This window comes from Roseiflexus castenholzii DSM 13941, from assembly GCF_000017805.1.
Lineage (GTDB): Bacteria > Chloroflexota > Chloroflexia > Chloroflexales > Roseiflexaceae > Roseiflexus > Roseiflexus castenholzii.
Window position 1 is genome coordinate 1,723,147 of record NC_009767.1, and the last position, 22,674, is coordinate 1,745,820.

Here is a 22,674-nt window from a genome sequence, read left to right on the forward strand (position 1 = left end):
AGCGTCAGGCTCTACTGGTTGCGGGCATGATCGTACTCTCCGGCGTCGGAAGCCCCTTCTTATGCAGGAGGTGACGATAGGCGCCAATAACCCGTTGAAATATCTGTTGCTCATCGAACCGTTCGAGCGCCATCCTTCGTCCCGCATCACCCATCGTTGCGCGCAGACTCTCGTCTTGAAGCAGTTGCACCAGCGCATGCGCGAGGGCATCGACATCACGCAGCGGTGTCAGGAAACCGTTCCACCCGTGTTCAACCGCCTCACGACACCCGCGCACGTCGGTTACAACACAGGGAATACCCATTGCCGAGGCTTCCATCGGCGCGCGTGGAAATCCTTCGCGGTACGATGGCAGCGCAAAAATGTCCATCAGTGCATACATTTCCGGCATATCCTGGCGAATGCCGGCAAAAACGCACGTTGCCGTTCCCGCAGCCGCCTGAATTGTCTCGGGAGTGAGCGCATCCGCCTTGTCCCGATCCACACCGCCGACAATCAGGAGCGTCACCGGACCGAAATGCGATTGGACCTGCTGAACCGCGCGCGCCAATTCGATCACGCCTTTCTCGGCAACCAGGCGACCAACGAAGCCAATCACCGACACATCCGGCGGCAGTCTCAGTGATTGCCGGATGTGCGCCAGATGCGCCGGATCGACCCGACTCCGGTCGAAACGCCGGATATCGATACCGTTGCCGAGCAACTGGATTCGTTCAGGCGGGCAGATGCCCAGACGCAAGGCAGTGGCGAGGTCTTCGCTGCTTTGCGAGAGAATGAGGTCGGAACAGCGCGCCGCGATGCGCTCCATAGTGATATAGAAGCGTCGCTGCGCTGGCGGCATGTGCTCATGGAAATAAAAGCCATGAATGGTGTTAACGACCACCGGCACGCCCGCCATCCGCGCTGCCAGTTGCCCTAACAGCCCTGGTTTGGGAGTGTGGGTGTGCACAATCGTGAAATGTTCCTGGCGAAATATCCGGTACAGACGCATCAGGGCGCGCAGATCGGCGAATGGCGTCAGACGTCGCGTGAGCGGCGCCGCAATATGGCGAATGCCACGCACCTCAATAGCAGGCACATCCGGTCCCGGCGCAGAAATTCCGGTGACCTGATATCCGGCGTCGGCGATGCTGCGCAGTTGATTGAGCAACAGATAGCGCAGCGATTGGTCGATCGTTGTGATATGCGCAACTCGCACAGTCATGGAGCATCCTTTCTCTGTCCAACGCGCAACAGAATGTCCACCAGTGTCGGAGCGACCGATTGAATGGAATATGCCTGCATCACCGTTGCGCGCCCTGCCATGCCCATGCGTTCACGAAGCGTCGGGTCGTCGAGCAATCGCGCCAGAGCAGCGCGCCACGCGGTTGGGTTATCTGCCAGTACGCCATTGACGTTGGGCACAATCAATTGGCGCGCCACTCCTACCGGCGAACAGACCGCCGGAACGCCAACGGCCATGTACTGCACTGCCTTGACGCCGCTCTTGCCGCGCGTCCACTCATCGTCTGGCAGCGGCATCACGCCAATGTCGAGGGCATGGAGAAGTTGCACTTCGGTTTGCAGGCTCCATGGATGATTGACCACCGGAATGTGTGCGCTCGTGTAAGGCGCCGCGCTGATGACGTGCAGTTCGAGCGGGTACTGGCGCACCAGTTCGCCGAAGACCGTTTCCAGCGAACGAAGGTAAGGAAAGCCGTTTGGTGTGCCGATCCAGCCGATGATCAGTCGTTCCGAAGCGCGAGGTGCGCGGTAATCCTTTGGCGGGTAGCGCGTCATGTCCACGCCGCTGTTCACCACCGAAACGTGCGGGGTCAGGCGGCGCATATATCCTGCCAGATGATCATTCCAGGCGATGACGTGCGTAGCGTTGCGCACAATGCGCTCGATTTTGCCACGGCACAACCAGCGCACCAGCGGAAAGGGATGCTGTCGGTAGTAGGCATAGGTCGCGTCGTCGAACAGCACGATGAATCGCACGCCGCGCCGCCGCAGCCATTCCTCGAACCCATACGGCAGGTACGGGAACAGTTCTTTTTCGAAGACGACCAGATCGTAGCGGTGCGCATTGAGCAGCGCCCGCAATCGCCGCGCGACACGCCGCGCATAGTACAGCCCATGGCGCGCGATCTCACCCATTCCGGTTGGGCGGTCGAGTATGCCGAACTCGAAGTATCGGTCATCGAACAGTGGTTCGACCGTGCAGCGCATGCCCGCCTGTGCATACGCGGGCAGGTACTGGTGTACCATATAGCGACTGCTGCCGCCGCGTTGACTGTAGCGTGTGAGAAAGAGCACATTCATGGTTTCTTTATCGGGTCATCATCGAACTACACAACAGCGTTGTAACGCGCCAGTATTGCGCAGCGTACTCCCACTGCCGTCGTTGCCCCGCCGTCGCCGCGCGAATGGCTGCCAGCAGTGCGCGCGCCAGCGCCGCCGGGGTAATGGCGCAGCAGAGCGCCCCGGTCGTCAATGCGCCATAGTGTTTACGGAAGAACAACACCAGACTGGCATACCGCTGGACAATGCGCGCATCAAGGTTCTGGAGCGAACTCTGTCCTCCGTAGTGCGTGATCTGCGGCGTCGGTGTGAAGCAGGTCCGCCAGCCAGCCCGTCGCACGCGCCAGCACAGATCCACTTCCTCGAAATACATGAAAAAGCGTTCGTCGAGCGGACCGGCTTCGTGCCAGGCTTCACGGCGAACCAGCAGGCAAGCCCCCGATGGTTGATCGACCTCGCGCGCTTCATCGTGCGCCCACCAGGTCATCTTGAAGCGAGACAGCATGCGGTTTTGCGGCGCAATTCGACTGATGCCCCAGCAATCCAGCGCAATGTTGAGCGGCGTCGGAAACCGGCTGCACGACGGTTGCAGACTGCCATCGGCATTCAACAATCGCGGACCCAGAATGCCGACATTCGGCATCTGATCCATGAGCGCGATCATCTCATCCAGTGCGCCGGGCGGCAACCAGGTATCGGGGTTCAACAGCAGAAAATAGCGCCCTTGCGCCTGAGCGAACCCAATGTTGTTGGCGCGGGCAAAGCCGACATTCTCCGGCAGCGCCATCAAGCGCACACGCGGAAATGCAGCGCGGACCATCTCGATGCTGCCATCAGTTGAGGCATTATCGACCACGATAATCTCACACGCGATGCGACGCGCTGCGTTGTGCAGCGACGCAAGGCAGGCGCGCAGCAGGTCGCGCGTATTCCAGTTGACGATTACGATGCTGAGGTCACACATAACGGTTTGCCTCGCAGACGATAAAAAATGCGCTCTTCCGCACACACGACACGCTGGATGTCGAACAACTGCTGCACAATTGCACGACCCCGGCGCCCCATGGCGTGACGGGCAGCCGGAGGCAGCGCCAGCATGCGCAGCAACGCGTCCGCCAGCGCGCCCGGATCGCGCGGTGGCACAAGGTAGCCGGTTTCACCGTCGCGCACCACGTCGGGCAACCCGCCGACTGCGCTGGCAACCACCGGACGCTCCATGAGCAACGGTTCGACCGCGCCGCCAACGTTCTCGGACAGCGACGGAACCGCTGCCACATCGCCTGCCGCCAGAATTGACGGAATATCGGTGCGCTTTCCGGTGAAAATGACATGACGCTCTATGCCATACACGCACGCGAGTTGTTTCAACGACGCTTCGTATGCGCCATCGGCGCCTTCCGGCTCTGCGCCGACGATCAAAAAGCGTGTGGAGGGCAGGCGACTCACGACATCGCGCGCCGCCCGAAGCAGGACTTCGTGACCCTTGATGCCGTAGTGCGGGTCGAAGCGGCGAATAGGCGGAATCAGGTGCGCCACTGTCGTCACGACTGTCGCTGTGGGTGAAATGCCATACTCCCGGCGCACTGCTGCGCCGTCCAGCGATGGATTGAAGCGTTCGAGCGGGAAGCCGTAGTAACTCAATATCACTGTGGCGCGCAAAACCGGCGTATGCTGGTAATAGCGCACCAGCGCGCGGCTCGACGCCAGAATCGCGCTGTCCATCCAGGCGGTCGCGCACTCCGCCAGCCGATAATGCCGCAGTTCCAGGTCCCACAGGCTCGGCGGCTTGAACAGGCGCACCGGCACGCCCGCCAACCGCGCCGCCACGCGCGCCCACAGGCTGATCGGCAGCGCATAGTACACGACCACGTCCGGGTTGTGCCGGCGGAACAGCCGGTAGAGTGCGCCAACGGCGCCACTCACGGCGCGCACATCCTTCAGACGACGTGGCGCCTGCCAGGTGCAAACATCTATGCCGGCAGTGCGTGCTAGGCGCTCCATTGGCGATTCGGATGGGCAGACCATTGTCACCCGATGCCCGCGCCGCGCCAGAAAGCGCGGCGTGTGCAACGCCCATTCGTGGGCGCCATAGCCGGACACATAGAGAATAGTCAGCGGCGCGCCCATCGTAGACCCCCCATGCCCGTAGCGTTCAGCATGTCGTAGTACAGTTGCTCGGTTTGTCGCACTGTTGTGGGCAGATCGAACAGTTCCCGCACCATCGCGCGCCCTCTCCGCCCCATGGCGTGACGGGCAGCCGGAGGCAGCGCCAGCATGCGCAGCAACGCGTCCGCCAGCGCGCCCGGATCGCGCGGTGGCACAAGGTAGCCGGTTTCACCGTCGCGCACCACGTCGGGCAACCCGCCGACTGCGCTGGCAACCACCGGACGCTCCATGAGCAACGGTTCGACCGCGCCGCCAACGTTCTCGGACAGCGACGGAACCGCTGCCACATCGCCTGCCGCCAGAATTGACGGAATATCGGTGCGTTTCCCGGCGAAGATGACCGTCTGCTGCAATTCCAGATCGGCGACCATCTGATGAAGTCTGCGCTTATAGCGTTCCGCTTCGCCGGGCGCCAGCGAATCACCGACGATCAGAAAGCGCACGGCGGGATTGACCTCACGGACACGCGCTGCGGCGGCGATCAGGATTTCGTGTCCCTTCAGTCCAATGCCGCCGAAGACGTTCAATCCCCGGAGCGAGCGTTCTTGCAACGGTGAGTACATATAGGCGACCATCGTCACCAGTGGCACATCGGGCGCAATGTTGAACTCGCGCCGGATCGGACTGCCGTCAATCGTCGGATCGAACGGCTCGAACGGAAACCCGTAGTAGATCAGGCGAATTCGGTCGCGCATGACGCCACATGCCTCGTAAATGCGCTGTGTAGCGGTGCTGGACGCGATAATCGCGCTATCGAGACGCGCCAGCGCCATTTCGATCCGGCGCGAGGCGGGAATTTCAAGCGGCAACGGACCGGGCCACTGCGTCAGGCGCACCGGAACGCCGGCCGCATACGCCGCCAGGCGCCCCCACACATTGGCAGGCGCTAGATGATTGTGAACGACATCGATCTGTTCCCGGCGCAGCCATGCCGCCACACGCGCGACATATGCTGCGGCTGAGTGCATATGCCGGATGCGGCGCGGAAAGGGAATGATATGAGTTGGGATGCCGGCAGCGCGCGTCCGTTCTGGCAGAGGACCGTCCTCCGGGCAAATCAGGTGTACCCTGTGCCCGGCATCGCGCAATCGGCAGAGCGGATGGAACGCCCATCCACCGGCAAAGGCGCTACCGACGATGTGGACAATGCGTAATGATTGGGACATGGATCATTCACCTTCCTGCCCAACGAGGCATGCCAGGATAAGAACGAACACAAATGCGAGAATGGGATCGAAGAGCGGTTCGCCGAACATCGACGCCACGAACACTGCCAGCACCGCTGCCTGCACGACGCGCCCCAGTGGACTCTGACGTGCTGCAAGGGTGCGTGCGCGCCGCCATGCCGCCAAAAACACGCCGATGTTCAACATCCCTCCGCCAATGCCAAGCATGGCAAAGGCGCTGAGAAAGTAGTTATGGGCGTAGCCGAGGTCGTACACTGCCGATCCGGCTGCGATAGGCGCCTGACCGGTGCGCACCAGATACTCGCTGAATTTCCCCCATCCGATACCGGTTAGCGGAGCGGAGAGAAAGGCATTGATCGCCGCAACCCACAGATCGATGCGCGTCTCTGCCGACGGGTCGAACCCGCGTCCCGGCGACCAAGTCATTTGTAGACGAGCCCATACGGCTTCCGGCAGACCGAATAGCACGAATGCGCCTATGCTTCCCGCAATGACCCACAATTTCAGTGAATGACCGCGGTACACCATCAGGGTTGCAACAATCAACGCCATATAGGATGAGCGACTGAACGAGAAGAGGATGGCGGCCAGCAGAATGGCGAGCAGCGGCGCTCTGAGCATCCACCCGCCTCTGGTGCGCCATCCCAGCAGAAGGGTCCAACCAATGACCCACAACAACCCCAGCGAATTCTTCAAACTGCCGATCACCGTGTAGGTATCGATCCAGGCATCCCGCCCTTGAAGTCCTTCAGTCAGCGAGCGTGAATTGGTAAGAAACGCTCCTGCAACGACAGTTGCACCAATGGCGACGCCACCGAGCAATGCATGCGCCTGATCGCCCTTCGCCATGCGTGGCGCTGTCAGCGCAAACCACAGGTAAGGAAGCGTACCGATGGCAGTCATCACCAGGCGTCGCAGACTGACCCCTTCGCTTAAGAGCGCCCGTTCAGCCAGCGCGACGACGACTCCCCACCCAACGGCGAAGAAGACCAGCCGGCGATTCCATCGTCTGGCATCCGGTTGTTGCGCGACCTGATACAGTGCGTGAATGAGCGCCATACCATAGAGCGCCAGCAACGCCTGACCGAAGAGCGCGCTGCGCACATCGATCAGATAGAGGAGCGGGGCTGCTGTCCCCATCACGAAGAACGCAGCGGCGCCGCCGCGCAACACCAGGAATACCCATGCCGCAGCGCCAAGAAATGCCAGCAGCAGGAATGGCTGTGTCGCTGCCAGCACACCGGTGAGCGGCGCAACGACCAGCCCGATCAGCAGCGCGGTTCCGGTTCGGGCGTATTCAGGCGCGACGAGTGCGGACAATCTGCTCATAGATGGCATAAATCTTGCGTTCACTCTTTATCAGATCAGCCGCCTGGAGCGTCAGAAGGGTTTGCCAGCCCAGACTGCTGGCGCGACAAAAACGTACCGCCATCACCATCGTGATCGTCGTCCGTGCAATGACCACTGCCAATGCCGCCCCCATTGCCCCGAAGAGCGGCGCCAGCGCCAGTGAACCGGCGATCAAAACGCCGCACCCGATCCATGCAGCGTTGGCCGGCGTCCCCGGTTGTTCGATTGCGTTGAAATAGAGTGACAGGATCATGCCGGGTGCGCCGAGCGCCGCACCGGTGCAGAGAACGAGCGCAACCGCCGCCGCCGAACGAAACCCTTCACCAAATCCGAATGGAATAACCACAAAAGCACAACCTCCAACCAGTAGTCCCAGTGCAAGTGTCGCGACAGCGCCGTAACGCACAGCGTCGGCGACGCGCCGGGCGACGAACGCCGGGCTTTGCCCCGCAAGGCGTGGCAGCAGAATGTTGATGAGCGTATTGGGCAGCATCGTCACTACATCCGCGAAGACGACCGCAATCGAGAAGATGCCAGCCTGTGCTATCGGCGCCATGCCGCTCACGATGATCAGGCTGCTGCGCAGAAACAGCAGACCGGCAAGGTTCCCCCGGAACGATTGCAGCGAGTACCGCACCAATGCCGAAAGATCTGGCGCAACATAGTCGGCGCTGCTCAAATGACGCAGGGATGCTGTGAAAAGGATCAGAACCGCAACCTGCACTCCCAGAACAGTCGCCATAACCGGCTCGAATTGGTCAACGTGCGCCATAGATAGGGCAGCAAGCGCCAGAACGTACAACAACGCAGAACCAGCATTGAGAGCATTGCTCAACCGTATCCGGTTCAATCCAACGCAGATTGCGTTGAACAGCGCCGTCAAGACGAGAATCGGCGTCAGCAGCGCAACCGATAGCATCAGTTGTTGGTCTATCGGTGTATTGATCTGAAGCCCAGGCAATACGAGCGCAATCAAAGCGATGCCAACCGCATACATCAGCCCGGCGCGTATCATCCACCGCGTATGCTGCGCAGTGCGCGCAACGAAGTAGATGCTTGCGCTATCTGAACCAAGCAGCGTGATACCGCCGATCAACGCCGACCACGAGAGTGTTGCAGCCAGCAGTCCTTTGCCTTCGGGACCCAGCAGACGCGCCTGTAACATCGCCGAGATGACCATCAATCCCAGCGTGGCGATACGCACGGCATACGTCTCGATCATCAGGCGCACCGCTCCTGATTGTTGCGATTGTGTCACGGGATATGCCTACTTCGTTTGATTCATCTGATGCGGCGTCATTCCATTCCGACGCTCGTCTGTTCTGGTTGCCACAACGGCGCCGGCGCTCACCGGATGTCTGTCTATGGTTTCGGGAGTGGGTGTTGCATAGAACCCATCCATAACAATATCAATTGGCGCGCCCCTATCAGGTCTTGTCCCGCTCGCGATGCCGGTCACGCCGGCATCCACGGTATCGACCATGCCCGGCATGCCGCTCTGGCGTCGCCGTCGGCGTTTGAACAACCGGCTCAACGCACTGCGGCTGCTGCGCTTCCGTTCCCCGCCGTAGTAGTAGTAGTAGTGCTCGTATCCGACCTGCTCTCTGGTGACGCGGTTCAATACCACGCCCTGCGGCTCCACTCCTGCCTGCAACAACTGGTCGCAGGCGCGACGCAACTGACTGGTGCGCGTGACGCCTGCCAGCACGACCAGCAGTGTGGCGTCGCAGACATGCGCGAGCGGCATTGCATCGGCAACGGCAAGGATTGGTGGACTATCGAACACCACGACATCCGCGATGCGTTTGAGTTCGTCGATCAGATCAAGCATCCTCTTCGAACTGACCATCACTGCCGGATCAGAAGGCACCGGCCCGCTCGGCAGCACGAGGAGGTTCTCCTCACCGGCGGCGATCATGTGGTTGTACAGGCTATCTGACGGATCACGCACCAGCGCAGTGGTGACGCCGCGCAGATTGGCGTGGCGAAAGAACCGATGCAACGACGGTCGTCGCAAGTCGGTATCGACCAGAATGACGCGCTTGCCAGAACGCGCGATTGCCAGCGCCAGGTTCGCTGCGGTTGTGCTCTTTCCCTCGCCGGGGTTGCTGCTCGTCACCAGAAGCGTGTGCAGTGGCTTCTCGAACCGCGCAATCTCCAGTTTGACGCGCAGCATCTGGTAGGCTTCGGCAACTTGCGAGAAGGGGTCTTTCAGCATCACCAGTTTGTCCGACGGCGCGGCGCCATCGATCCGTCCGATAGCCGCCAGCATACCGACGCGCGCTGTCGTCGCCACATCCTCGGCCGAATTGACCCGATCACTCAGGTACTCGATCAGGAGCGCGACTCCAATCGCTAGCAGCAGACCGGCGACTGCCGCCATTCCGGTGTTCGTTGCGATTTGGGGACGTACCGGTGTGTAAACAGGCGCAGCCGATTCGACCACATTGACGCTGTTGGTCAACTGTGCTTCAGCCAGCCGCACCTCTTCCAGGCTGCGCAGCACCGTAGCGTAACTGCTGCGATACTGCACCAGCGCCTCTTCAAGACGCGCGCGTCGGACCGGATCGTCGATCCCGCGCAGCGCGGCAAGTTCAGCCTGGGTCGTGTCGATGTCCGACTGGAGTTTGGCGATCTCGCCGGCGAGACTGCGTTTTGATTCGGCAAAGCGCTCGGATTGCAACTCGCGGTTCTGCTCGCTGAAGACCGCCACGATATGATTGGCAATATCGGCGGCGCGCTGCGGATCGATATCTTCGACCGTCACAACGATCAGTTGTGTGTCACGAATTGGTCGAACGCGAATGCGCTCGGCAAGCATCGATGGCGCAAATGGCAGACTCAACTCGCGCACCACCTCTTCGAGCACCGGACGTTTGATCAGCAGCTCGGCGTAGGTGCGCGCCAGCCGCTCGGCGGTCAGAACGGCGTTGTAATCGGGTGAGGCGCTGCTTGCCGGCGCCTGATTGATCAAGAGCGTGGTCGAGGCTTCGTACACCGGCGTCATACGATTGCTGACGAGATATGCTGCGCCGCCGGCAAGTAGCGTCATCAGCAGCATCAACCAAAGCCAGCGCCAGAAGAGGGTCAGGTAACGTTGCAGGATCATGCGATGCTCACTTTGCTCATCCACCTGGCGCATGGGCGCCGTTCACATGAGTGCGATCACGCTTGTTCACTATCTCTGCGCAGGTCGCACTCCTGCGTTGTGATCGCATGCCGACTGTAGCACGGTGAACGTTGCGCAGCGTCTGCCTGTTGGACAATCGCCTCTATGCCGGATGGCATATCTTCGTCAATGCGAACAACCAGACGTGACCAATCGCCGAAGTGCGCGTGTGGAAATCAGGATGTCAAAGATCGTCTCCCCTGCAAGGATGCGTGGTATGGCATCTGCCAGTTCGTCAATCGATGCCGTGGTGGACAGATACCCATGCACACCGACCCGGATCGCTTCGAGGAGGCATGCAGGGTCATCGATGGCGGTAATCATAACAATCCGAATATCAGGCGAAGTGTGGAGCGCCTGGCGCGCAACAGTCAGTCCATTGGCGTGTGCCAGTGGAATGCCGATGATTGCGAGATCGAAACGCATGCGTCGCACATACTCCAGTGCCGTGCGCCCATTATCGGTTGCGGCAACCACGACCGCCTGCGGGAGGCGTTTCAGCGCGGAACCGAACAACCGATACTCCTCGTGGGGCGCAGCGACGAGGGTGCGCACCCGATCTGGCGATTGTGCTCCTGCACACTCCATAGTGTTTCACCGCCTGGTGCATTTTCTTCACGGAAGATGAACAATGTATCACTGAACGCATCGTAGCGCATCATCGGATCGGCGCGCGTCTGCTATGCGGCTATATGCCGTGTATGTCGTGTGGCGTATGGGAAGAGGCGCGAGGGGGAGGGCTTGGAGCGCTCCCTGGCAGGCGCCCGCAGGTCACGGGAAACGAGGCGCGATGGGGTTGCAGGTCAGGAGGAGAATAGTCGTGTAAACCTCACCGGCTGTGAGCCAGGAACGACAGATTCACATATCGCCTGGAACACGACCCGCGCTTGCTCTGCCGGATCGAGCGAGCGCGAGTGATCTTATACCAATGACCTGTGACCATCCGGCATGGTCACCCCGAGCAGCGCGAGGGGTCGTGCGCGACCCGCTCAGATTCCGCGCTGCGTTTACCCTGAGCGAAGCGAAGGGCTCGGAATGACAAGAAGGCGGCATCTTCAATCGTCATTGGTATCACACATCGGGCGGGGCATTCCATCTTGAGGATTTGCCGGAAGAAACACAGGGCGCTTTGGAACGTCTATGGTTCGCCAGCCCTCCTTCCGCAAACAATCGTGCTTTCAGTTCTCCGTCCTCCTGACCCCTAATCTCTTCCCTTATCCCTCACCAACCCCAACTCCAACGCCCGCACCGCCGCCTGTGTGCGGTCCGACACGCCGAGTTTCGCAATGATATGCTCGACATGCACCTTGACCGTTCCTGGACTGATGATCAGTTCGCGAGCGATCTCCCGGTTTGTTTTACCCTGCATCAGCAGGCGCAACACCTGTTGCTCGCGGGGCGTTAGCGGCTCGATTGGCGTCGCGTCATCGGTTGGCGTCGCATGCGCCAGCCGACGCAGCGTTTGCAGCACCAGATCTGGGTTCAGGAACGCCTCGCCGCGCAACACCTGCCGCACCGCGCCGATGATCTCACGTCGGCTCGCGTCCTTGAGCAGGTACCCGGCGACGCCGGCGCGCAACGCTTCCATCAGCGCGTCCGGTTTTGCCTGCACGGTGACCATAATGATGCCGATGGCGGGATGCAACGCCTTGATCCGTCGCGTCGCCTCGATGCCATCTATCACGGGCATCTGCAAATCCATCATCACCAGGTCCACCGGATGGCGCGCCACGAAATCGAGCGCAGCGGCGCCGTTGTCCGCTTCGCCGACGACCTCGATGCCTGGTTCGCATGCCAGCACCGCTGCAAGCCCGGCGCGCGCCAGTTCGTGATCGTCCACGATCAGGACACGCGTAGATGGCGATGAACTTCCAGCAGTCGGGTTGAACGTCATAGTGCTTAACCCTTCATATGGCGAGAATATCGCCCATGGTGCGCATCTGTCTCAATTCGTCCACATCCGTGTTTCATCATCAGTTTCCATATCAATACGGATCGCGATCCGTGTCCCGCAGCCAGGATGACTCTGGATGATCACGGTTCCCCCCAACAATGCTGCGCGCTCCTGCATACCCGCCAGACCAAAGCGCCCTGCGGCGGTCTGCTGCGGATCGAAGCCACACCCGTTATCGACAATCTCCAGCCGCACACACGCTCCCTCGCGCGCCAGCGTCACCTGTACCCGGCAGCGTCCCGCGTGCCGTCGAATGTTCTGGAGCGCTTCTTGAGCGATGCGAAACAGTGCCAGTTCGACATCCTCTGGTAACCGACCAACATCGGCAATTCGGGTCGTCACCCGCCATCCATCGCGTTGTAACGCCATCGCTTCGCTGCAAATCGCTTCTGCCAGGCGATGGGTCTCGAGCGCCGCAGGCGGCGCATCGGCGATCACCCGGCGCACCTCATCGGCGGCGCTGCGGGTCAGTTCGATGGCCCGCTCGAGCGTTGCACGTGCTTTGGGCGACCGTGGACGATATCTGCCGGCCAACGCCTGAAGGTGCAGGCAGGCGGCTGTGATCTGCTGCGCCACGCCATCGTGCAACTCACGAGCGATCCGGCGCTGCCCGGCGCGTTGCGCCTCGAATACCATACGGCGCAGCAGATGGATCTCCGCCTCGCGCTCGGCAAGAAGGAGCAACAACTGCTCGCGCTCCTTGCGCCAGTGTTCGGGTGCGGTTTGTGCTCGATCGAACGGAAATGAGGTGTGTCGTTTGGTTTCGGGGATGAGGGTCGTAAGTTGATGTTTCATGGTCGTGCTGTGTTGTCGTACTCGAATAAACCACGCTACGATCATACTTCGACAACACAGCACGCATGATTGCAGAATGTATTCTAAAGATCGTCAAAAGCCGGTTGTTTATGTATATGCATCGTATCTATCGACTGAACGATGTACATTCGTAAGATCGTCATTGAACTGTAATAATTGTGGAGTTTCTGGTATTATCATCTCCCTTCATACACAGCAACCACGATCAATCGTCGCGCATTTGTCTGTTGTTCGGGGATCCAGTCGCCGCTACAGGTGATAAGGGTGGCGATCATCCGGTCGTCAGGCGCCATCGCTCGCACATCGTCGGGTGTTGTTTCGTAGACTGTTTGCACGCGGTAGCGATGCATGTCCGACTCAGTCTGAACCAGAATTTCATCGCCCGGCTGCACTTCGTGCAGACGTTCAAAAGTCGCGTAGGGTCCGCCCATATGTCCGGTCAACACCATGTTTCCTTGCATGCCGGGGAAGCCGGTGCCGAATATCCAGCCGACGCCGCGGAACTTCGGCAAATGATCGATGTCTGCCAGGGTCACGGGCCAGTTGACATTGATGCGCGGAATGATCAGGCGTTCTGGTGGAAGCGGGTCGGTCGCCGGCATTGGCGTGGCAGACGCTTCCGGCGTGATCTGTGGGCTGGTTGTCGCACCGGATCCGGCTCCCGCCGTGGCGGCGACCGTCGGGCTGGAGCGGTCCAGTGGAATGCGCTGACCGTCGGTGGTAACCAGCACACGCTCGGTAGAAGGATTGAGCCGTTCCTGATCGCGCAGCATGTTCATCCAGACCAGATAGACCGCACCAATACCCAGCAGGATGAGCGCAATCGCTGCGATCACCGTCAGGAACGGGCGATAGCGATAATGAAACACAGGAATACCGCTCATTGCTCAAACGCTCCTTTCGCATTGGGGGGACCTGATGTGTTTGGCAGTTCGGTCATCGTGCGTGTGCCGCGCCCGGCGTTCGTGACGATCAGCACCGGTGAACCTCCTGTGCCAGGAGCACGATACTCACCTTTGACCGCCAGCGGCACGCCGGCAATCATCATCAGACCATCCCATCCCGGCATCAGTGTGATGCGTTTCGTTGGAAGTTGGTCGATGCTGAAATCGGGATGGTTGAAAGCCGTCAGTTCGATTGTGAGGCTTCCATCGATTGCCCAACGCTCGAATGCTTCACCATCAACTTCTTCGAGTTCGCCGTCGAGCATGCCGCGAAACGACCACCAGACTGCGCCATTGCCGTCCATTGCCCGCCGAACGACATAGGCGCCTGTGATACGATGCCCGGCGCCTTCAACATCCACCAGTATGGTCAACAGTTCAGTTGGTGGAAGCGTCGTCAGAGTGGGACGTTCCTGCGCCGTCGCGCCGCTCAGCGAGAGGAAGAGCGGTAGCAGCAAGAAGATGCGCATAACCATCCAGTGCTTCATACATTCCTCCGAAACCGGTTCATCCAGCGCGCGCCGCCGCGCTGCTGAGGTTGTCGTTCCACCATCGCCTCTGCCGCACCCCGTGTTCGTCGATCGCCCCCTTGCGCGCGGTACAGCGCGGCGGCGCGCTCGCGGCAGTACTGTGCGCTCTCATCATCGCCAAGGTCTGCCAATACGCGACTGAGCGCCTCCAGACTGTGCGCCGTCGCCAGGTGCGCGCGCCCCAGGCGATCCTCGCGGATCGCCAGCGCCTGCGCCAGACAGACGCGCGCACTGCGCAGATCGCCGAGCGCTGCCAGAGTCACGCCCAGATTGTGCAGACTCTGCGCTGTCGCCGGGTCCCGTGTTCCCAGCGTGGCCTCGCGGATCGCCAACGCTTCCTGGAAGTGAAAGCGCGCCTGGGTATAACGCCCCTGCTCGAACCAGAGCGCGCCGAGGCGGGTGTGGGTCTGCGCCGTTGCAGGATGCGCGCCATGCAGTTCGGACTGCCGCCGCAGCGCGCGTTGCAGACACATGAGGGCTGCGGTGTATTTGCGCTCGGCGCGCAATGCATCACCCAAACCGCTGAGCGCGCAGGCGATGATCGCACTGTCGCTGAACACATTGGAACGGTGCGCTGCCAGCACCATCTCATACTGCTGGCGTGCTGCTTCTATCTGCCGTGTCGCAAGCAACAGGTCTCCCAGAGAGCAGCGGAGCGCGCCAACCCCCGGATGCGCTTCACTGAGTGTTCCGGCGCAGATGTCCGCTACCCGCATCAACAACGCGATAGTCGCATCTGGCGCTGCCTGCGCCTGCGGCGTGTCCGCCAGGCGCAGGCAGCGATACGCCAGATTCTCGGCAACCGTCGGCGACTCAGCCGCCTGCGCCAGCAGCGTCTCAAGAGGCGCACATATGACGGTGTTCTGCGGCTGCACCTCGTCGTCCGATGGCGCTACTGCACCGGCAAGATCGTCTGGTGTCGAGTGCGGCATCTCTGTTATCGTGTCAATTGTCATGGGCATCCCTCATGCCGGTTGCAACGGACGAATCCGCACGGGCTGCGTGGTTCTGTCATTGACCGGTACAGGCGGCAGAAACTCCGGTGGGCAGTATTCCGGTACAATGTCGCGCAGCAGACGGCGGATGGCGGCATTGTTGCCGGTGCATGCCGTCCGTTCGAGTGAAGTCACGTCGGTGCGTAGCGCGAGCGGAATGTTGTTGCTGGCGCCTGCCGCGATGAAGATTTTGCTGTGCGCCGTCGGCTGATACTCTTCGCCACGGGCGAACAGTTCTTCAAACAGTTTCTCGCCGGGGCGCATCCCCGTAAAGCAGATGTCGATGTCGCGCCCGACTTCCAGCCCCGATAGACGGATCATGTCGCGCGCCAGATCGACTACCTTCACCGGTTCGCCCATGTCGAGCATAAAGATCTCACCCGTGCGTCCCAGCACCGATGCCTGAAGCACGAGTTGCACGGCTTCGGGAATGGTCATGAAATAGCGCCGCATTTCTGGATGGGTGACGGTCACCGGTCCCCCTGCTGCAATCTGGCGCTTGAACGTCAGCACGACACTCCCGCGACTGCCGAGCACATTGCCGAAACGTACCGCCACAAAAGGACGACCGCTGCGCCGCGCGGCGTCGAGAACGAGCATTTCGGCGATGCGCTTGGTTGCACCCATAACGCTCGTCGGATTGACTGCTTTGTCCGATGAGATCATCACAAAACGTTCGACGCCGGTTTCGAGCGCGACATCAAGCAGATTGCGCGTTCCAACGACATTGTTACTGATGGCTTCAACCGGATGCGCTTCCATGAGCGGGACGTGTTTGTGCGCTGCGGCGTGGAAAACGAGTTCGGGTGCGTGGATGGCAAAAACGGAGCGCAGCCGTTCCAGGTCGCGAATATCGGCGATGACCGGTACAATGCAGGGCGATTGATCAAGGTGCGCTTCCGCCAGGCAGTCGAGTTCATTGCAGATCTCGAAAACACTATTCTCGCCGTGTCCGAGAACGATGAGATGCGATGGACCGAAGCGCAGCAACTGGCGGCAGAGTTCGCTTCCAATCGAGCCGCCGCCGCCGGTCACCAGCACGCGTCGCCCGGCAACCAGCCCGCGCACTGCGGCTGTGTCGGTCTGCACCGGCGCGCGGCGGAGCAAGTCTTCGATTTGAATGGTGCGTAGTTTGCTGACGCTGATCGTGCCATCGATCAGTTCGTGCATGCCGGGCACAATGCGCACGGCAACTCCGACAGACTCACAGATGTGCATGATGTCGCGCACCGCTTTCCCTGGCGCGCCCGGCATGGCGATAATGACCTGGCGTACTTTATGTTGCGCTACCAGCGATGGAATGGCATGGCGGTCGCCAAGCACCTCGACGCCGTGCAATCGCAAGCCGCGCTTCGTCGGATCGTCATCCAGCAACCCGACAACCTCCATGCCGAGCCTGGGGTTGCGCTGAATCTCTCGCACAATAATGGATGCAGCATCGCCGGCCCCCATGATCAGCACAGGCGCAGGTCGGTCGGTGGCGCGGCGGCGGCGCTCGCGCGCTGCGCCGATGCGTACCAGCAATCGTGGAATGCTGACGAGCGATGCGGCGATTGGCGGAACGATGAATGGAATGGAACGCGGGACTGTCGCTATCACCGGCGTCACAATGTCGAGCAGTGTGAGGAGGATCGCAGTGGCTCCCATTGCCAGCGAGGTTGCACTGCAGAGCAGCAGCACTTCCTCGAACGAAGCGTAGCGCCAGTAGCGGCGATAGACGCCGAATGCGCGAAATATCAGTGGAGTGACGATGACTGCCATCAGGCAGAAGTGCGCACATGCCACCCAGTACGTCTTGAGATCGAACGTTTCGAGGCGCAGCACGAAGCTGACGTAGATTGCCAGCGGCACGAGCAGCACATCGAAGATCAAAAAGTGCCGATTCTTGAGTCGTTGCATCATCGCTCTATTCCTCCAGGCGCCGAAAGCGGCACACTGCGCTGCACGGCATCGTAGAGCGCCTCGCACACGACATCGACCTGCGCTTCAGTCATCACACTTGAAAACGGCAGCGCCAGCGAGACCGCTCCCAGATGTTCAGTCACAGGAAACTCGCCGCCACGGTAGCCAAACCGCTCGCGGTAGAATGGTTGCAGGTGAATGGGGGTGAAATATGGTCGGCTGGGGATGCCGCGCTCCGCCAGCAGGCGCACGACCGTATCGCGCTGAGCAGGCGGCAAAATGCGCACCACGTAGACGAACCACGACATGTGCGTCGTCGTGGGTGCGATGCGTGGCGTTGCGATCAACTCTATGTCCGTGAGTCGTTCGTTGTACCAGGCCGCAACGCGCGCGCGCTTCGCCAGCAGTGCGTCCAATCGCTGCACCTGCGCCAGACCGAGGGCAGCGCTCAGTTCGTCGAGGCGGTAGTTGTACCCCAGGCGGGTATGGTTGAGCCAGCCATCGAACACATCGCGCCCCTGGTTGCGCAGGCTACGGAACAGGTGCGCCCACGGCTCGCGGTTGGTGACGATCATGCCGCCTTCACCGGTGGTGATCTGTTTGTTGGGGTAGAAAGCAAAGACTGCTGCATCGCCGAGCGATCCTGCCGGGCGTCCCTTGTAGGCTGCGCCAATGGCTTCGCAGGCATCTTCGATCAGCGCCAGATCGTGGTTGCGGGCGGTATCGAGGAGCGGATCCATATCGGCGGGTTGCCCGAAGGCATGCACCGGCAGCAGCGCACGCAATCGTCCTGCGGAGCGGTGCGCACCGCGCAGCACTGGCGGCAGCCAGCGGTCGGCAGCCACGCCGCCGCGTGTCAGATCGTCGGCAGCCGAGGCTGCAAGGTGCGGGTCGATATTTCCTGTTGCCGGATCGACATCGACGAACACCGGAATCCCACGCTCATACAGCACGCAGTTCGCCGAGGCAATGAACGAGAATGGTGTGGTGATCACCAGGTCGCCGTCGCCCACTCCGGCAGCAATCATGCACAGGTGCAACCCGCTGGTGCCTGAATTGACGCCAACACCCCACGTCACACCGGCAACTGCGGCAGCAGCGCGTTCAAACGCTTCGAGGCGCGGACCAATACTCAGCGTTGGTGTGCGCAGCGTCTCGACGACCGCCTGCACTTCCGTATCACCAATATCGGGGGATGACATGGGAATGCGTATCGCCATGACGAATTCTCCTTTCCGCAGCGTATCTCGCTGCTGCTGAAAGGAGTGTAATGCCGCGATCATCGATGCGCGTCTGCCTGTCGGCTACGCTGGAATACGCTACATGGCGGATTTCACCCGAGGCGAAAGGGGTGAATTGCAGTAGGGGCACGCCTCCGGCGTGCCCCGCGCCGGGGGTGCCCGACGCCGGAGGCACACCGCGCCCCCCGTGGACAGGGACACGTAGTAGTAGGGGCACGCCTCAGGCGTGCCCCGCGCCTCCGGCGTGCCCCACGCCGGGGGTGCCCGACGCCGGAGGCACACCGCGCCCCCCGTGGACAGGGACACGTAGTAGTAGGGGCACGCCTCAGGCGTGCCCCGCGCCTCCGGCGTGCCCCACGCCGGGGGTGCCCGACGCCGGAGGCACACCGCGCCCCCCGTGGACAGGGACACGTAGTAGTAGGGGCACGCCTCAGGCGTGCCCCGCGCCTCCGGCGTGCCCCACGCCGGGGGTGCCCGACGCCGGAGGCACACCGCGCCCCCCGTGGACAGGGACACGTAGTAGTAGGGGCACGCCTCAGGCGTGCCCCGCGCCTCCGGCGTGCCCCACGCCGGGGGTGCCCGACGCCGGAGGCACACCGCGCCCCCCGTGGACAGGGACACGTAGTAGTAGTAGTAGGGGCACGCCTCCGGCGTGCCCCGCGCCTCCGGCGTGCCCCGCGCCTCCGGCGTGCCCCGCGCCTCCGGCGTGCCCCGCGCCTCCGGCGTGCCCCGCGCCTCCGGCGTGCCCCACGCCTCCGGCGTGCCCCGCGCCTCCGGCGTGCCCCACGCCTCCGGCGTGCCCCGCGCCTCCGGCGTGCCCCGCGCCGGGGGTGCCCGACGCCTCCGGCGTGCCCCGCGCCTCCGGCGTGCCCCACGCCTCCGGCGTGCCCCGCGCCTCCGGCGTGCCCCGCGCCGGGGGTGCCCGACGCCTCCGGCGTGCCCCGCGCCGGGGGTGCCCGACGCCTCCGGCGTGCCCCGCGCCTCCGGCATACCCCGCGCCTCCGGCGTGCCCCACGCCTCCGGCGTGCCCCGCGCCTCCGGCATACCCCACGCCTCCGGCGTGCCCCACGCCTCCGGCGTACCCCAAGCCGGAGATTACCGCTCCTCCGATTTGCGCCGCGCGCGCTGTTTCGCCGCCAACAACCGGGCGAACTGTTCTTCCGTCGCTTCCGGCGAGACCGGACGTTTTTCGGATGATCGGGCGCGCGTCTCGGATGCGCCCGACGCTGGCGCAGACGGGCGGGACTCTGGCGCAGGAGGTGGCGTCTGGCGAGACTGCGTCATCACCGGCGGCGTAACCGATTGCTCCGAGCTGGCAGCGGCGCGATTCGGCGATGTGCGCGCAATCATCGCGCGCCGTTTCGCAGCGCCGAGTCGTGTCATGGTTGACGCCGCCTCCGGCGCAGCCACCGACGACGGTCGCCGCCGACGGAGCCGTTCAAGCCACGGCGCCACGTCGTCCATCCGTACCATCACACGCCGCGCGGCAATATCGAGGGGCCAGAGGAGAAGGGCCAGCCAGAGGAGCGGAAGTCCAATCTCTCGCACTGAACCGACATTTTGATTGGGTGACGCAAAGACCACATCAGGTGGAGGATTGATCCGCCCGCTGCTGATGCCTGCTACGTCGCTGAGCAGTGGCAGATTTTCGCGCTGCGCGCTGTATTCCAGCGAATAACTGACCACAATGCCGGTCACCGCGACGCCAATTTGTCGTCCTTCCGCATCGGAAACCGCCACCTGCGCCAGGTAGACGCCCGGCGACGATGTATCGACGACTGCGCGATACTGGCCCGGACCGATCTGCTGAAATTGGACCGCAGTTCCCTGATTCTGCGGATCGACGGCGCGCCCTGCAATAACCAGATTGTTAAGCGGACGTCCCTGCTCGTCCTGAGCGGTCAACTCGATCAATGCGCGCGGACCAGCGGCAGTCGCGCGGAGTTCGAGCGTTCCGCTTTCGCGTGGTGGAAGCAAGAGATCGGTCATCCCGCCGGCAAAGCGCGGAAACTGATCCCAGGCAATCCAGTCGCGCGCCCAGCGCCCCTGTGCGTCGCTCGTCCAGGCGACAACGCGCCCCAAACCATACTGCCATTGCGCCAGCAAAGGCTTCCCATCAGGTGTGAACAAAAACGTGCGCGCCGCTTCGCGCACCTCGGTGCCATTGTAGCCATAGAGCGGCGGCAACCCTCCCAGACTGCGGATGATCGGCGAGGGAAGACCCGCCTGCGGTTCAATCCGCTCCTCGACAATATCGCGCCCGGCGGCGATGATTGTCTCCTGCAAAAAAATGCGCGGCACGTCCTCGATCCTGGTCACACGATAGGAACGACCGCCGCCGGCATTCGCCACATCGACCAGATTGGGATTAGCGTCTTCACCGATTGCAACCGTGGAAATGGTGACGCCGGCGGCGCGCATCTGCGCGATCAGATCGCTGTAGTTGCTTTCTGCGATGCCATCGGTCAACAGAATGACGTGCTTGACCTTTGCATCGGCGGAAGCCAGCGCCTGTGCTGCCTGTTCGATGCCCGGTCGAATATTCGTGCCGCCGCCGATGCCAAACGAACCGAGCGCCCGTTCGATTTCGACGACCGAAGGCAAGCGTTGCAGCGGCAGCACCCAATTCGCCGCATCGTCGAACACAACCAGCCCGACCTGATCGATCGGGGTCAGACCAAGGCTTGCCTGATAAACCGCTTCCTTGGCGAGGTCGAGCCGGTTGCGTCGGCTTCCGCCCACCAACTCCGACATGCTGCCGCTGCGGTCGATCACCATCACCAGTGCCAGGTCCGGTTGCTGCTTTGTGTCGAGCGGATCGAGCAACACCGGTAGCACTGGCTCCAGCGGCGTGCGCCGATACCCCCCGGCGCCAAATGAATCGATGCCGCCGACCATGGCAAGCCCACGCCCCAGTTCACGCACATAAACCGGCAGCGCCTCCATCAATGTGCGAGGCATATCGCGCGCTGGCGTATCGACAATTATCACCCCAGCGTAGGCGCCGAGCTGATCCAGAGTGGCGGGCGCCTGATCCGGCGGGAGGACATCGACACGCACCTCGGCGGCGCGCAGCGCGTCGCGCAGATTGACGGCGCGCGCCTCGTTGGAGGCGATCAACAGCAGGCGCGGCGGTCCCAACACTTCGGTGAACGCCGCCCCACGATTGTTCTGCGGCTCTGTGTCCCCATCGGCGTCGAGGCGCACTTCGATGCGGCGAAACCCGGTTTCGCCCGAAGGGACGCGAATATCGATGGTGCTCGCTCCTTCAGGGATGGAGAGTTCCTGCTCACCGATCAGTTGCCCGTCCACAAACGTTTGCAAACGTCCGCTCGTCGCATAGTTGGACGTGATATTCGCCTGCAACGTGAGGTCCTGCCCTTCACGCACGACGGCTGGCGCGCTCAGCCCGGCAACGATGACATCAGGACCTCGCTCGCCCGGCATGTAGACGACATCGATTGGCACCTTCCGAATAGCCGCGAGTTGCGCTGCATCCGCCACACGCCCGGCATTCTCGCCGCCGTCCGAAATGAGCACCAGGCGCTTCTGCGTTTCCGCCGGGAAGAGCGCCAGCCCCAACTGTACTGCCTCCTGGAGATTGGTGCGTGTCGTGATCGGAACCGACGTCAGGCGACTCAGCGGACCGATTGGACCAGGAGCGCGCTCCACCAGCGCATTGTCGCCGAACACCACGACAGCCGCCTGGTCGCCTGGAGGCATGGCAGCCAGTGCGTCGTTAACGTACTGCAAGGCGCGTTCGCGTTGCGCCGGCGTCATCGAGTCCGACACATCGACCAGGAACACCGTCGTCAGTTCGCGCACCGGCAGGACGATCTGCGTCCCGGCGAGGGCGAGCGTCAGCGCAAGAAGGATGATGCTGCGCAGAACCAGGCTCGACCAGAAGCGCCAGGGGGCCAGGCGGCGCGGCGTCAGCAGCGTCAAAGCCCACAGCGCCGGGATCAGCGCCAGGAGCGTGAGGGCGAGAGGCGTAATGAACGAGAGGCGAATCATGGTTTCAGTATACCATGATAGAATTGCTTCTGGCGTGTTGACGCCTGTTATCTGCCGATAATCAAATCTTTCTCAATGGCGTGCGCTGCGCGTGATATAGTAACGCCGCAGGGTTTGCGCCCA

The 22,674-nt window shown here is 62.0% G+C and carries 17 protein-coding genes; all 17 read right to left on the bottom strand.

Translation table 11 applies throughout. The annotated features are described in order from the left end of the window. Window positions 1-4: 4 nt before the first annotated feature. Window positions 5-1,204, bottom strand: a complete 1,200-nt coding sequence (locus RCAS_RS06865; RefSeq protein WP_012119871.1) for a glycosyltransferase family 4 protein — start codon at window positions 1,202-1,204, stop codon at window positions 5-7. Further along, on the bottom strand, window positions 1,201-2,304 hold the full coding sequence (locus RCAS_RS06870; RefSeq protein ID WP_012119872.1) for a glycosyltransferase family 4 protein: 1,104 nt from the start codon (window positions 2,302-2,304) through the stop codon (window positions 1,201-1,203). Before RCAS_RS06870 ends, RCAS_RS06865 begins: the two co-directional genes overlap by 4 nt. A gap of 7 nt (window positions 2,305-2,311) precedes the next feature. Further along, entirely contained in the window at window positions 2,312-3,247 is a 936-nt protein-coding gene (locus tag RCAS_RS06875) for a glycosyltransferase family 2 protein (RefSeq protein WP_012119873.1), read from the bottom strand. Then, window positions 3,226-4,410, bottom strand: a complete 1,185-nt coding sequence (locus tag RCAS_RS06880; RefSeq protein WP_012119874.1) for a glycosyltransferase — start codon at window positions 4,408-4,410, stop codon at window positions 3,226-3,228. The genes RCAS_RS06875 and RCAS_RS06880 overlap by 22 nt, the downstream gene beginning before the upstream one ends. Further along, a complete protein-coding gene (locus RCAS_RS06885; RefSeq protein WP_012119875.1) occupies window positions 4,395-5,615 on the bottom strand; it encodes a glycosyltransferase in 1,221 nt (406 codons plus the stop codon). The genes RCAS_RS06880 and RCAS_RS06885 overlap by 16 nt, the downstream gene beginning before the upstream one ends. A gap of 3 nt (window positions 5,616-5,618) precedes the next feature. Further along, the gene (locus RCAS_RS06890; protein WP_012119876.1) at window positions 5,619-6,965 is read right to left on the bottom strand and encodes an O-antigen ligase family protein; all 1,347 of its coding nucleotides are present in this window, start codon (window positions 6,963-6,965) and stop codon (window positions 5,619-5,621) included. Further along, on the bottom strand, window positions 6,934-8,244 hold the full coding sequence (locus RCAS_RS06895; protein WP_041330330.1) for an MATE family efflux transporter: 1,311 nt from the start codon (window positions 8,242-8,244) through the stop codon (window positions 6,934-6,936). Before RCAS_RS06895 ends, RCAS_RS06890 begins: the two co-directional genes overlap by 32 nt. A 9-nt stretch (window positions 8,245-8,253) precedes the next feature. Continuing rightward, entirely contained in the window at window positions 8,254-10,095 is a 1,842-nt protein-coding gene (locus RCAS_RS06900) for a tyrosine-protein kinase (protein WP_157042578.1), read from the bottom strand. 186 nt (window positions 10,096-10,281) lie between these two features. After that, on the bottom strand, window positions 10,282-10,743 hold the full coding sequence (locus RCAS_RS06905; protein WP_012119879.1) for a response regulator: 462 nt from the start codon (window positions 10,741-10,743) through the stop codon (window positions 10,282-10,284). 613 nt (window positions 10,744-11,356) lie between these two features. Further along, a complete protein-coding gene (locus RCAS_RS06910) occupies window positions 11,357-12,049 on the bottom strand; it encodes a response regulator (protein ID WP_012119880.1) in 693 nt (230 codons plus the stop codon). 51 nt (window positions 12,050-12,100) lie between these two features. Then, window positions 12,101-12,904 carry a sensor histidine kinase gene (locus RCAS_RS06915; RefSeq protein ID WP_157042579.1) on the bottom strand — a complete coding sequence of 268 codons (804 nt, stop codon included), beginning with the start codon at window positions 12,902-12,904 and terminating at the stop codon, window positions 12,101-12,103. 197 nt (window positions 12,905-13,101) lie between these two features. Beyond that, window positions 13,102-13,809, bottom strand: a complete 708-nt coding sequence (locus RCAS_RS06920) for a sortase (protein WP_012119882.1) — start codon at window positions 13,807-13,809, stop codon at window positions 13,102-13,104. Next, window positions 13,806-14,357, bottom strand: coding sequence for a hypothetical protein (locus RCAS_RS06925; protein WP_012119883.1), 552 nt, complete (start codon window positions 14,355-14,357; stop codon window positions 13,806-13,808). The genes RCAS_RS06920 and RCAS_RS06925 overlap by 4 nt, the downstream gene beginning before the upstream one ends. Then, window positions 14,354-15,355: a tetratricopeptide repeat protein gene (locus tag RCAS_RS06930; protein ID WP_012119884.1), complete on the bottom strand. Its 1,002-nt coding sequence runs from the start codon at window positions 15,353-15,355 to the stop codon at window positions 14,354-14,356. Before RCAS_RS06930 ends, RCAS_RS06925 begins: the two co-directional genes overlap by 4 nt. Before the next feature lie 9 nt (window positions 15,356-15,364). After that, window positions 15,365-17,296: a polysaccharide biosynthesis protein gene (locus RCAS_RS06935; RefSeq protein WP_012119885.1), complete on the bottom strand. Its 1,932-nt coding sequence runs from the start codon at window positions 17,294-17,296 to the stop codon at window positions 15,365-15,367. Continuing rightward, a complete protein-coding gene (locus tag RCAS_RS06940) occupies window positions 17,293-18,516 on the bottom strand; it encodes a DegT/DnrJ/EryC1/StrS family aminotransferase (protein WP_012119886.1) in 1,224 nt (407 codons plus the stop codon). Before RCAS_RS06940 ends, RCAS_RS06935 begins: the two co-directional genes overlap by 4 nt. Window positions 18,517-19,632: 1,116 nt before the next feature. Further along, window positions 19,633-22,551, bottom strand: a complete 2,919-nt coding sequence (locus RCAS_RS06950; RefSeq protein ID WP_012119888.1) for a VWA domain-containing protein — start codon at window positions 22,549-22,551, stop codon at window positions 19,633-19,635. Window positions 22,552-22,674 lie beyond the last annotated feature (123 nt).

Coding starts and splice junctions, on each gene's coding strand:
- RCAS_RS06865 (WP_012119871.1), bottom strand. CDS start 1,204: ATGACTGTGCGAGTTGCGCATATCACAACGATCGACCAATCGCTGCGC.
- RCAS_RS06870 (WP_012119872.1), bottom strand. CDS start 2,304: ATGAATGTGCTCTTTCTCACACGCTACAGTCAACGCGGCGGCAGCAGT.
- RCAS_RS06875 (WP_012119873.1), bottom strand. CDS start 3,247: ATGTGTGACCTCAGCATCGTAATCGTCAACTGGAATACGCGCGACCTG.
- RCAS_RS06880 (WP_012119874.1), bottom strand. CDS start 4,410: ATGGGCGCGCCGCTGACTATTCTCTATGTGTCCGGCTATGGCGCCCAC.
- RCAS_RS06885 (WP_012119875.1), bottom strand. CDS start 5,615: ATGTCCCAATCATTACGCATTGTCCACATCGTCGGTAGCGCCTTTGCC.
- RCAS_RS06890 (WP_012119876.1), bottom strand. CDS start 6,965: ATGAGCAGATTGTCCGCACTCGTCGCGCCTGAATACGCCCGAACCGGA.
- RCAS_RS06900 (WP_157042578.1), bottom strand. CDS start 10,095: ATGATCCTGCAACGTTACCTGACCCTCTTCTGGCGCTGGCTTTGGTTG.
- RCAS_RS06905 (WP_012119879.1), bottom strand. CDS start 10,743: ATGGAGTGTGCAGGAGCACAATCGCCAGATCGGGTGCGCACCCTCGTC.
- RCAS_RS06910 (WP_012119880.1), bottom strand. CDS start 12,049: ATGACGTTCAACCCGACTGCTGGAAGTTCATCGCCATCTACGCGTGTC.
- RCAS_RS06915 (WP_157042579.1), bottom strand. CDS start 12,904: ATGAAACATCAACTTACGACCCTCATCCCCGAAACCAAACGACACACC.
- RCAS_RS06920 (WP_012119882.1), bottom strand. CDS start 13,809: ATGAGCGGTATTCCTGTGTTTCATTATCGCTATCGCCCGTTCCTGACG.
- RCAS_RS06925 (WP_012119883.1), bottom strand. CDS start 14,357: ATGAAGCACTGGATGGTTATGCGCATCTTCTTGCTGCTACCGCTCTTC.
- RCAS_RS06930 (WP_012119884.1), bottom strand. CDS start 15,355: ATGACAATTGACACGATAACAGAGATGCCGCACTCGACACCAGACGAT.
- RCAS_RS06935 (WP_012119885.1), bottom strand. CDS start 17,296: ATGATGCAACGACTCAAGAATCGGCACTTTTTGATCTTCGATGTGCTG.
- RCAS_RS06940 (WP_012119886.1), bottom strand. CDS start 18,516: ATGGCGATACGCATTCCCATGTCATCCCCCGATATTGGTGATACGGAA.
- RCAS_RS06950 (WP_012119888.1), bottom strand. CDS start 22,551: ATGATTCGCCTCTCGTTCATTACGCCTCTCGCCCTCACGCTCCTGGCG.